The organism is Roseateles sp. (genome assembly GCF_039595595.1).
GTDB lineage: Bacteria > Pseudomonadota > Gammaproteobacteria > Burkholderiales > Burkholderiaceae_C > Roseateles.
In genome coordinates this window covers 51584-63180 of the sequence record NZ_JBCNLG010000006.1, presented here as the reverse complement: position 1 = coordinate 63180, position 11597 = coordinate 51584, and the positions used below count along the sequence as shown (strand labels likewise).

The 11597-nt window shown below is 57.7% G+C and carries 9 protein-coding genes and 1 tRNA gene; 2 read left to right on the top strand and 8 right to left on the bottom strand.

Annotated elements, in window-relative coordinates:
- Positions 1-45 precede the first annotated feature (45 nt).
- Positions 46-1053, top strand: a complete 1008-nt coding sequence (gene hrcA / locus ABDW61_RS09790) for a heat-inducible transcriptional repressor HrcA (protein ID WP_343638271.1) — start codon at positions 46-48, stop codon at positions 1051-1053.
- 100 nt (positions 1054-1153) lie between these two features.
- Positions 1154-1230 (top strand) — tRNA-Ile (locus ABDW61_RS09785).
- 101 nt (positions 1231-1331) lie between these two features.
- Here ABDW61_RS09785 and ABDW61_RS09780 read toward each other — a convergent pair.
- The 8 genes from ABDW61_RS09780 to ABDW61_RS09745 form a co-directional block, all read right to left on the bottom strand.
- Positions 1332-2795, bottom strand: a complete 1464-nt coding sequence (locus tag ABDW61_RS09780; RefSeq protein WP_343638270.1) for a hypothetical protein — start codon at positions 2793-2795, stop codon at positions 1332-1334.
- The gene (locus ABDW61_RS09775; protein ID WP_343638269.1) at positions 2792-4945 is read right to left on the bottom strand and encodes an ATP-binding protein; all 2154 of its coding nucleotides are present in this window, start codon (positions 4943-4945) and stop codon (positions 2792-2794) included. Before ABDW61_RS09775 ends, ABDW61_RS09780 begins: the two co-directional genes overlap by 4 nt.
- A 90-nt stretch (positions 4946-5035) precedes the next feature.
- Positions 5036-5494 (bottom strand): very short patch repair endonuclease, encoded by a 459-nt coding sequence (locus tag ABDW61_RS09770; RefSeq protein ID WP_343638268.1) that lies wholly within the window; start codon positions 5492-5494, stop codon positions 5036-5038.
- Positions 5495-7156 carry a DUF2357 domain-containing protein gene (locus ABDW61_RS09765; protein ID WP_343638267.1) on the bottom strand — a complete coding sequence of 554 codons (1662 nt, stop codon included), beginning with the start codon at positions 7154-7156 and terminating at the stop codon, positions 5495-5497.
- 3 nt (positions 7157-7159) lie between these two features.
- On the bottom strand, positions 7160-8824 hold the full coding sequence (locus ABDW61_RS09760; protein WP_343638266.1) for a hypothetical protein: 1665 nt from the start codon (positions 8822-8824) through the stop codon (positions 7160-7162).
- Complete coding sequence (locus ABDW61_RS09755) at positions 8790-10295, bottom strand: DNA cytosine methyltransferase (protein ID WP_343638265.1); 1506 nt, start codon at positions 10293-10295, stop codon at positions 8790-8792. Before ABDW61_RS09755 ends, ABDW61_RS09760 begins: the two co-directional genes overlap by 35 nt.
- Positions 10296-10367: 72 nt before the next feature.
- Complete coding sequence (locus tag ABDW61_RS09750) at positions 10368-10559, bottom strand: CopG family transcriptional regulator (RefSeq protein ID WP_343638264.1); 192 nt, start codon at positions 10557-10559, stop codon at positions 10368-10370.
- 155 nt (positions 10560-10714) lie between these two features.
- Positions 10715-11575: a restriction endonuclease gene (locus ABDW61_RS09745; protein ID WP_343638263.1), complete on the bottom strand. Its 861-nt coding sequence runs from the start codon at positions 11573-11575 to the stop codon at positions 10715-10717.
- Between the last annotated feature and the right edge of the window lie 22 nt (positions 11576-11597).

Sequence of the window (11597 nt, the reverse complement as noted above, 5' to 3'; positions counted from 1 at the left end):
GGGGTGCGAGGGGGTGGCGCTGCCAGCTTCACTAGAATGAAAAACATGCTCGACGACCGCGCTAAAACACTGCTGAAGGCTCTGGTGGAGCGGTATATCGCCGATGGTCAGCCGGTGGGCTCGAGGACGCTGTCGAAGGCGTCGGGGCTGGAGCTGAGTCCGGCGACGATCCGCAACGTGATGGCGGACCTGGAGGAGCTGGGTCTGATCGCGAGCCCGCACACGAGTGCGGGGCGGATCCCGACGGCGCGGGGGTATCGGCTGTTCGTGGACACCTTGCTGACGGCCAAGCCGGGGATGCCGCACGGCAGCTTCGAGAGCCAGTTGCTGCCTGACCAGCCGCAGCGGGTGATCGCGAACGCGGCGCAGCTGCTGAGCAGCCTGTCGAGTTTCGTGGGGGTGGTGACGTCGCCGCGGAAGTCGGCGGTGTTCCACCACATTGAATTCCTGAGACTGGGTGAGCGGCGGGTGCTGGTGATCATGGTGTCGCCGGACGGGGATGTGCAGAACCGTCTGGTGTTCACGGCGCAGGACCTGACGCAGGGGGACCTGACGGAGGCGAGCAACCGGCTGAACGCGCACTATGCGGGGCTGAGTCTGGATGTGGTGCGGGACCGGCTGAGGTCGGAGGTGGATCAGTTGCGCGGGGAGATCGCGAAGCTGATGAGCGCCGCGGTGGACGTGGGGCAGCAGGGGCTGCAGGAGCACGAGCCGATGGTGATTTCCGGCGAGCGGAATCTGCTGACGGTGCAGGACTTCAGCCACGACATGGGCAGCCTGAGGCGGATGTTCGATCTCTTCGAACAGAAGACGCAGCTGATGCGGCTGCTGGATGTCTCGAGCCGGGCGGACGGGGTGCGGATCTACATCGGCGGCGAGAGCCAGGTGGTGCCGGTGGAGGAGCTGTCGATCGTGTCGGCGCCGTACGAGGTGGATGGCGAGGTGGTGGGGACGCTCGGGGTGATCGGGCCGACGCGGATGGCGTACGACCGGATGATCGAGATCGTGGACATCACGTCGAGGATGGTGAGCAACGCGCTATCGCAGAAGTAGGCGGGCTGGGGAGCGCGAGAGCGTGCTTACAATCCGCCCCTTCGGCGCAACGCCGGAGACGCGAACCCGCCAGGGTTCGTATATGCGCATTACCCCCAGGGGGCCGTTAGCTCAGTTGGTTAGAGCAGAGGACTCATAATCCTTTGGTCACAGGTTCAAGTCCTGTACGGCCTACCATTCGGAACAATCAAAATATCGCAACAGTATGAAAAGAGCGGGGCGTGGCTTTCCGTTCCTGCTTCCACCGGTATGGCCAAAATTGACAAAATACAGTTCATTCATCGTTGAATGGAACGAAGATTGATAAACCCAGGTCGTGTCGCCAGGGTTGAATAGCGATGCAATAAATGGTCAACCAAACTCCCTCTTAAGCGCATGATGCTTTTGCTTCCGGTAGGAATGTTCTCCAATTGATAAGACCAAAAGCGTTTACAGCACACGGCGAGTACTGACTCATCCCTTCCAATCGGCCAAGGGCCAAGAACCTCTATTGCATCGGACACATACGGTGAACGTCTGCCCGAGTCGCTGGACGCAAGAAAGGTATCAACAAGATCGCTAGGTACCTCTGCCGCTAGAAGAAACCGATGACTTCGAGGCTTTCTTTGTGCGTGATCGCAATCCGCCCCCACTTCTACGAGCATGGGGCGAATGCGTTGAGTAGCAGCATCTTTTTTCAGTAGCAGATCTGCACGTTTGGGATCTTCTCTCTTCAAGCGCAATGGATCGTGCAGAACCTCTTTCCAGATGAACCGCTCCCACCCTTCTTCCAGCCCGATCTGTTGAAGCAATTCCTGGGTTGGAGTAATAATCAGTCCGCGCGATATGTGCTGCGGAGCCTGTTCAGGTAGTAACTCAATCTGAAATACTCGATTCAGTTTGGAAATTGTTGCGCTTGGTAGGTCTGCGCTTCCCGCCCTGATATAGCCCAGAAGAGTGCTCCTCACGGCTTCTTCTGCGGCGCTACTCGCTGGTCCTTCCTTTAGGTGATCCAGCACGAGGTCTAGCAAACCCTCGGTCAGGGCACTTAAAGGATTATCTCTTGCATTTTTTTGGCCTGTTGCTTCAATGGCGACGGTGGCCAAAAGTTGTGCAAAGGCGGTCGCTTGCTCGCTCGATGGCTTGTGACGCACTTCATTGAAAAGCTCGCGAAAAGTTGCAGAGGCAGCTTCGCTCAAGAGCGTTTCCCATGCGCTAGCAGCGCCTACTGCTCCCGATTGATCAACGATGTTTTTTATCGACTCACCAAGTAGATGAGTGAGAGCGGCTTGCTTTTCAATATGGGTATGAAGCCCTGTATTTACAGCTTCGGCTTCTCTTCCATTTGTCAAGGGAATCAGATCGCCCTTGGCCATATGGGTAACGAGTGATGGTAAAGGAATCCCCTTTTGCGTCAATTGCCTTTCTACCTCTGGCTTTAGCTCATCGACTCTTTGTGAGTAGCTCGTCCAGAATATCAGACAATACGGTCCGGAATTTTTGGAAATCGCGCGAGCTAGTGCGCTGGTGATAATTGAGGCGAGATTCTTTGCCTCGAGATCCGCCGCATCTTGTAGATTGATGTCGACGAATGCAAGTCGAAGATGTTCATATCCCTCCCGGGGCGGCGGCGGTATTAAATCTCCGAGGTCGTAGAGATGGGCGCTGCAAGCGATGCCTTGGGCAGCTAAACCGTTGACGATTGAGACTAATTCGAGCGCGTTGTTATCTATTGCAATCGCTCTCACGGGCGAGAATATCATTTAGTCCTCCCGAACCGAAATACTACGGCCGCTCCATCGTAAACTTCATTAAGATCCAGCTCGTCAGCGATTTCCGAGGCGCTAGTTATCTCAATAGCTCCGCCGCAAATCTCCATCGTCTGCTCCGCGAAGTAAAGGCCAAGCCCCATGCCACCGGGGCGCGTTGATATAAACGCTTGCGTAGCTTGATCTTGAGAAATAGAAAAGCCCGGCCCTGTATCCAGTACGGCTACGAGCCCACTTTCCGTTGCTGCGTTCCAGGCCGTTCTCAAAGCGACCGCTGCGGGGTGGTCCGGATCGTTATCTCGTCTCGCTCGGCACCAGAATAAGGCATTGTTGATGGCATTCGCCAAGGCACTGACAAGCAGATTACTCGGCGCTTTTACTTTGAAATCGGGATCATCGCCGGATAAGACAGGAGCGCTCCATGCAACGTTGTGGCCGGAAAAGCGCGCTTCGTAGAATCCGAGGGCGGCTCTTATCGCCTTACTGATCATGAGCTGACGGGCGGGCTCCTTTCGAAGAAGTGGCCCAATTTCCTTTAATAGTGCCTTGAGATGATTGAGCTGTGTCGCCGCCGTCTCCAGTGCTTTCGAGTCAATTGCTTTCGCTACGCCTTCCACGGCGCGCTCTACCTCATGAACTACGAGGGCAAGGTTTAGACCGGACGAGCCCGCTGCGACCATGACGTCCCGCATCTTCTCGAATTCGTTTTCGATGACCTTGATATCAGAGCCGAGTGATTCGGACAGGAATGTGTCCTTTGCAACTGCCCGCTTGACATTTTCGAGTGCTGTAGTCAGGCGTATTGGAGGCGCTTCTGGATCGGAGCCCTTTAAAGCGGATACCAGCTTTACTCGGTCCTCGGAGTGGAGTCTTTCAAAGTGATCGAACACACTCAATGTCGCCCTGCGGAAATTTCGAAAAATCTGATTTTCGTTGAAGCCCTCACGATTCGTCTTCTCGGTCAATCCGCGACTTTTCTCACTGCCGATTTCTATGCCAGCGACAATGGAGTTCGTCCCGAATTTTCCGGCGGGGCGATTTATTCGACGGACGTTTAGCCCCAACCAATCATCGTTTCGTTCGCCGTATGTAAATACGCGAACGCCATCTCGATAGATTCGGGCGCCGGTCTGATCATCCAGCCACATTGTTAATTGCTGCTGCGCTCCCGAGGCTCTGAGGATCTCTGAGCGGCGGAAATAACCATAGATAACTCCTCGAATTGGCCCAATGCCGGCCAGATCCGATGATTCCAGCGTCACTCTGTCTCGCTCACCTGGGCTTCGATACTCGCTGCTGTCTTCGGGCACCAAGAGAAGCGAAGCACCGTCGGAAGTTAGGTAGCGGATCTTGAGGTCTTTCCAATTGGGAGGACGAAACTCATAGACCCAACTGTAGCGACCATTCTCAGTTAGCTCAAATTGAAAGCGCCATGGGGCATTCTCGAGGAACTGGCTCAGTGACAGCGTGTCTGAAAGTTCCTGCTCGCGCCCGGGTATTTGGAGCTCGACGTGAAAATTGTCTGGTGTGGCAAATGGACTGGCGAGACTGGTAATAAGACGCTGCATTCGGCGAACATCGCCTCGTGACCAGTGTTCTCTATTCAGCGCCCCGATCTCAATACGAGTGCCAGTACTGCCTTCATTAAAGATCTTTCCGTGCTGCCGTGCGCTGATGGTGGCCGAGAGGTCCTGGACTAACGGCCCTTGGTTGATCAACTCGTCCAGATCCAGTTCTACTTCATACTCTAGTTCGCCAGCCGCCCGCGTAATCAATTGAAGGCGACGACCCAGTTTGAACGCAGCGAGGCGGCCGACCCCCTTTTCTCCAAGTGGAAGTCGACCATATTTCGGAGACCGGGCCGCGCGCGCACCACGCTTAGCGCTATGACCAATGAAGAGCCATCCTTGCTCTATGCCATTCCTACCCATGCCGTGCCCGTCGTCATGAATGACGATGCTTCCTTCGCCGGGGCGCGTGAGGTTTAGCGAAACCAGAACACTATTTGCGTCCGCGTCGTAGCTATTTTTTACAAGCTCGAATATGGCGAGCTTTTCGTCGCCAATCAGTTGGTCTCCTAGAAGGGCCAGTACATGGCTTGCAGCTTTTACCGGAAGTCTGTACTGTTGGTCGCTGTTGCTCATGGAATATCCCTCCGTTGGATCTCTTCTTTCGCCATGATTTATCCGTAAATTCGCTGGTGGGCGCTTCGAATCCTTGGTCGATGTTCCAATTCAGGTGCGGCTAGGAAACTCCCGAAAGGGGGTGGTGCCAGTTCGTATTTCGGAAGAGATTGTGGCGAGCGCTGTTTCAATGGCTTCCCTGCTTTGCGATCGAAATGCACATTCCCAGATCACTATGACGCGCCACCCATTATTCATAAGTTGGGATGTGACGAGAGTATCGCGTTCAACGTTCTTCTGTAGTTTGCTTGCCCAAAACTCTCTGCGCGTTGTCGGTATCCTCGAGAATTTACACTCGTGCTTGTGCCAAAAGCAGCCATGAACGAATAGAGCTACGCGTTGGCTTGAAAAAACCAGATCAGGTGTGCCGGGAAGAGACCGAGCATGTAGCCTGTATCTAAGTCCTTGTTCGTGCAGCCCGCGCCGAATGAGCATCTCGAGCTTCGAATCTTTACCCTGGATTCGGCTCATATTGAGCCGACGCTGTTCGGGCGTTAATACGTCGGCCATTTATGCACCTGCTCCGGCGTCTGCAATGATGGTCCGGAGGCAAAGACGCAAATCTTCTCCGGTCATGCCCGGTCGCAACGATATCGCTCCGAAACGGAACCGCTTGCGATACTCCGGATGGAAGAGCCGTCCGGGCACTGGTGTGGCCTTGAAATCAGTCTGTAGCCCCGTGGGCACATGCGGGGTCAGTAGATACGCAGCCGTCACGAGCCCCTCTGTCCGGCCACTCGCTGCCTCTTGCACAAGGGCGTCGCGGTATGTATGGATCGAACTGAGCGCGTCATTCAGCCCATCGTTGATGCGGTACTTCGCATCGAGCACGATCACTCGACGCTCAACTCCACCTAGCCCCATGCCTGCAAGGACGACATCAGGAACCATCGTTCTGCTGAAGCTTCCCTCGCGGTCATCCCCGACCCAATATTCACGATACTGCCGCTGGAAGCACAGTATGCGGTCTCCGCCGATAGGAACCGTGATGGCGCCTGCCGCGATCGTCACGCTGCCGCTAGTCTCGCTGAGAAACAGGTTACTCAGATCGACGTCCGTGGCACCGTACTCCTCGACCGCGGCGCGCAAGAGTCGGAGGAAGCACCACAGCTCGTAGAGTTCATATGTTCGGGCCAGCGGCATCTGCAGAAAGTCGCCGAACAATGCAGCGAGCCCCAGATTCATGTCTTGCCAGAGTCTGTAGAACCGTTGATAGACCGGAGCGTTACGGAAAAGCGAGGACATGCGCAGCTGTGCTGACCCTTCGCTAACCTCGCTCATGAATCCGGTTGAGGCCACATGACTAAGTTGCCGCGCGATACGACGAGCCTTTGCTGCCCAACTGCTAGCGGTGGAAGCCGTCTCAATATCGTCGGCTAACTTCGCGCCATTCAGCAGTTCTGCAGCGCCAGACAACCACGCCGCCCACGATTTCAGGCAAGCCTTGATCTGTTGGTGCTCGGGGATGTCCAAGCTATTCCTACGTTGCCGCAACGTGATGTGCGCCGGAAGGCGTCCCATTAAAACAGGTGGAAGACGCGATGGGCTCACCGTCTCGGTACGGATCACTCCAGACCGAAATGACCGAATGATCTCTGGGCCGGTTGCGCGCGTGGCGCGGTGTGCAGGCAGCTTCACATCCTCAGCGCCCAGATAGTGGCGGGGTGCACGAGCTATAGCCTCCACAGTGCCGATGATGGCTTCGGCGCGCGAGCGGAGAAATTCGAGGCGCGCCAACGGCGGAGGACGGTTTCCTGGTTGACGCGCAATACCTTTGCGAAAGGCGCTTAGCGAGAAGAGCGCAAACGTGTCTTCGAGCACTTCACGCACCATCGCGTCAAAGTCGTCTCGCGTAAGTTTGCGCAGGTCTGGATCGGTTGTAACTTCGAAGTGGCGCGTCCCAATGCTTGGCGAGCGGAGCTCCACTTCGACCAATCCGGCATGGAAGCCGGGGTTCCACCGCCAGCGCGCCACATGTGGATGTCTTGAACGCAGCGCTTCCACGGGCGCGTCGTCGATCAGGAGATCGGCGGAAAGCGCATCGGTACTGTCGCGCAGTTCGAACAGGTAGGACACACCTTCCCTGATAGCGCCTGCGGGCACCGCATCCGAGACAGGCCAGACCTGCCATTCGGGGCCACCGCCTTCTGCCAGGATGTAGAGCGCCGCCACGATTTACCGCATTGCTTGGAATGAGCCGAAGTCGTCGAGATCAGCCAGGAGCTTCCTCACAAATGCCTGAGCGCGGGGCAGGCCCTCGCACGCCTTGTCGAGTCGCGTCAACAGAGTGCGCTGTCGCTCCGCGCCACGCAGCTTCACGAGCACTTTCTGCACAAGCAACTGATCTGTGACCTCGGCCGTGGTGCTCTTGAGGTGTGTTGCATCGAAAGAGTGATAACGCACGAACTCTTCGATCAACCGATAGCCAAAGCCAAGTCCGTACTGTTGCATCAAGCCGTGTATCTCGATCAGCTTCGTCTCGGATGTGGCACGCGCCTCTTTCAGCTCCGGCTCACGGCCCACAAGCGAATCGAGGAAGCCTGGAACATCCACGGTAGACATCTCGATCAGGGACGCGCGATCGAGAACCTTGTCACTGACGGGATTCGTCGTCTCGTCGACGTTGATGGTGCCAATGATGAAGAGGTTCGTAGGCAGCGGCAGTTCCGCGCGGATGCTCGCACCTGTTGTGCCTTCGAGCGGAACACTGTTCGAATGCAGTTGCAGCCCGCCCCTGGTTTCCATGCAAGCGAGCACATCGGACAGGTAGTACTCGACACGCGCGAGATTCATTTCATCGAGGATGACGAAAACGGGCGACTCGCGGTGCGCTGTGGCGACGAGCACGGCCTCGAGGAACGTTGGTACGACGTAGCGATTTGTGAGTACGTCGAAATAGCCCGTGAGACCTGTCGGGTCGGTCCACTCCGGACGGACTGGACACTCAAAGATCAGCGGGTCGTCAGCCGTGTTTGAGGCTACGCCGTGCACAGCCCTCGCGTACTTCAGGGCCAACTGTGTCTTCCCGGTACCAGATAGACCAGACAGGATGACGAAGTGCTTGTGCGGCAGAAAGTTCAGAGCCGCATGGAATCGTCGCACCTCGCCATGCGGATAGTGCCCGCCAAGTGCCTTCACTGCTGCTTCGATCTCAGCGACAGGAATGCTGGCTGGCATGCGGCGCATATCGGAGCTGAGCGTTGCAGTGTCTGCCCAGACCGGTAGCTCATGAACCTTCTGCGAACCCACCAAACTGCCCAGCCACCCAGTGAATTCCCGCGCCAGCAAGCTGCGCCGTGCCGAAGCAGTCGGTGGATAGAGCGCGACGACGACTTGGTCGGGTTCGATCGCCGGCGTAACAGAGCTGTGGTCGAAATCGAGGCTCGACCAAAACCCCTTGTTCCGAAGCCAGAGCTTTCCGTCTCGCGCAATGTAGATAGCGACGTTGTTGTTGTCGGCCTTGTACTTGATGACGCTGCCTCCATCATCAGTCGGGCTCTCAGCTAACTCGAACTCATCGGCTGTGTCGGCTGTCTTGATGCCGCTACCAAGCCGCTTCATATCGGCGAGTCGTTTGACGAGGTTGGCCCTGTCCCCACGCACCAGTACGGCGAAGTAAACCTCGTCCTCCGGTGGGAAACGCATCACACATCCGAAGATCAGTGCCTCAACGTCGTCCTTGACGTTGTCGAGATTCACGACTCCGAGTTGGATGCCGCCTTCCACGATCTTGGCGCTGTTTGAGACGCCAAACAGTTCGCGCGGGCGCACGGCCTTCGACGTTCCGAAATGCTTCTGCGCGGCCTCAAGAAACCGCTGCTGCCGTTCGACGAGGTTCATCCTCCCTCTCCCATTTTGGTTGTTTGAGCGTCTTCATTACGTGCATGGCGACTGCCTTTGCGAGCAAAGGCGGGACGGCATTGCCAATCTGGCGGAAAGCGGGGTTCATCGTGCCGCAGAACGCGAAGCCATCAGGGAAAGAGTGCAGACGTGCCGCTTCCCGTACCGAAATCGTCCGTGCCTGCTTGCTGTCGTAATGGATATGGCTGTAGCTGTCCTTGCCAAGGTGCGCCATCAACGTACGCGCAGGCTGATCTCGCCACATCTTTCGCCACTTGTTGGGAAACTTGCCAACATCGTAAGGAGGGACGATCGATGCTTTGATCTCTTCGTACTGCGTTGAGTTCGGCTTGATCTTGATGCCCTGTTTGGCAAGCGACGCTAGGTGCTGCTCAAACATTTCCATCGCGTGCCCGTAAGCTTGCGGGTACTGATCGCCCGCGTTCATGCGGGCAAACAACGGGTAGTCGCGCGGAAGGTAGCGAATGACGTGATCGACCAACGCCTCAGGCGCCTCGAACCCTGGCCAAGTACGCATCAGCTCCGCATAAGCCGTATGCGGCTCTTTGCCATATGGCATAGGTTCATCGAAGCGACGAGCGCCTCGTCGAAGGGCTCCGCTCCTCAGTAGTTTGCGAGCATCGATCGATGGAAGGTCTCCAAGCGCATCTTCCGCAGTAACGGCAGGGGGAAGTGATCGCACCGCCTTAGGCGCGTGGACGTAGCGGTGAGCATCGTCGGCAATCTCGTTGTCTAAGAACTTGAGAGCTACCGAACGCGTGCCTTCATAGCCTGGTGGCAAGTCGATGAAGTGCGTTGGATCTGGGAACGTGACGGTGTCTGCGATCTCACGACGGTATGCAATCAGGATCATGCGCTCGCGCATCTGCGGTACACCGTAGAAGGCGGCGTTCAGCAACGTGTAGCGGCACACATAGCCTTTGCTTTCCAGCACATCGGCGATCTCTTCGGCGATGTTTTGTCCGCCGTGGTTAAGCACGTCAGGCACGTTCTCGACCACGACTGCGAGCGGTGCGAATGCCTCGACGTAGCGCAGATAGTCGATGTAGAGCTGGGCTCGGGGATCGTGCTTAAACGCTTCAGCGTGGTTATCGACCTCGCGCAGCTTTGGGCGACCCACACGAGCAAAGGCTTGGCAGGGCGGACCTCCAACCAGTACATCGAATGCTTCCGCAGTGCGACCGACCTGTAGGTCCTTTGCGAGCTGATCTGGACTGGTCTTCGTGATGTCGCGGGCTTGCGAATGCGCAGCCTCGCCACCATGGAAGTTCCGACCGTGAGATGCCGCTGCAGCAGCATCGAACTCGACCGCGCCGGCGATGTCGAAACCTGCAGCAGAGAAACCGAGCGAAATTCCGCCGCAACCGGCAAAGAGATCAAGGACACGAGGCTTGCCACCAGCCTGTAGGCGAGCGATCTTCTGTTGGATGGCACGTGTTTTGGTTGTCACAGGGCTTCACCTTGCCATGCTTGGAGGGTTTTCATAGGGTGAGCCTTCTTCGTGTTCTGCATGAAATTGCCTTTACTGCTGGCGATGAAAGAGTGGGTACTGAGCCGATACGTACTTCTCAACGGCGTCTCTGACCACCCAGGCAACGGAGACCTTTTTCTCCTCAGCGAGCCGCTCCAACTCTGCGTACAGGTCGGCTGGGAAGGTCACCGAGGCGCGCGTTCCCTCCTTGGCGAGGGGCTGCTGTTTCGTTGTCTCTGCCATGGATCACCGCCTGTTATCTGCCAAAAATTGCACCACATTACACCATGGCGGTGCAGCGCCGGCGAGCGGAATCCGGGGATTTTACTGTATGAATGTACAGCTTCTCTGATGTCCGTGCAGCACGCTCCCCCCTCGATGTCTGGACACGACCGGGATCACCCCGCCCTCGTCCCCCTACAAACCGGATACGTCGAGCACCCATAAAACCGCTCGCCGGCGTTGGGTCCGCGTTTCGCGACTCGCCTGACCATGGGGCTTGAGCAAAGCGGGCAGACGACCATCGTCATCTCCGCGTCCGCTTGCTGATCGCGTCCGACGGCCGTCTTCCCAGGCCCACCCGTCCTCGCGGCGTCCAGCAGCTCCTTCAACCTCCCCCCATCCACCAGCCTGACATTCCTCCCCTGCGCGAACGCCATCGCCTCGTTGGTGAACCTCCCCGACGTCACCACGAACCCGCCCGCCGCGCCTCTGGCCGCCATCACGCCGTAGAGCTCCCGCACCACGTCGACGCCGACCTTGTAGGCCTTCCAGTGCTTGCACTGCACCACGTAGGTCTCGTTGCCGTTCGTGACCGGCTTGCGCAGCACCAGGTCGATGCCGCCGTCCGGGCCGCCGCCGCCCGTCTCCACCACCACATAGCCCTTGCGCCGGAACGCCTCGCCGATCAGCACCTCGAACTCGTGCCAGGTCATGCCGTCCACCGCCGCCGCGTCCTGCGCTCGCGCCGCGTCCTCCAGCAGCTTCCCGCGCTGATATCGCCTCGCTGCCGACACCGCCGCCGCCATCAGCAACATCCCCGGCACCGCGTACTGCCCCACCATCGCGAACGCCCGCAGCGCCATGCCGAGGTAGAGCTTGTCGAGCTGATGAAGGCCTTGCGCCGGGTCCGCCGCCAGCGGCGCCCACGCATGCAGTGCCACGTACGCCACCGCCGCCAAGGCCACGCAGGCCCACCACGGCATCAATGCGAAGAGGTCGATGACCTCCCGCGCGCCGCTCTTCTTCTTTCTGGCCATTCGGCTCTCTCCCTGAAGACGA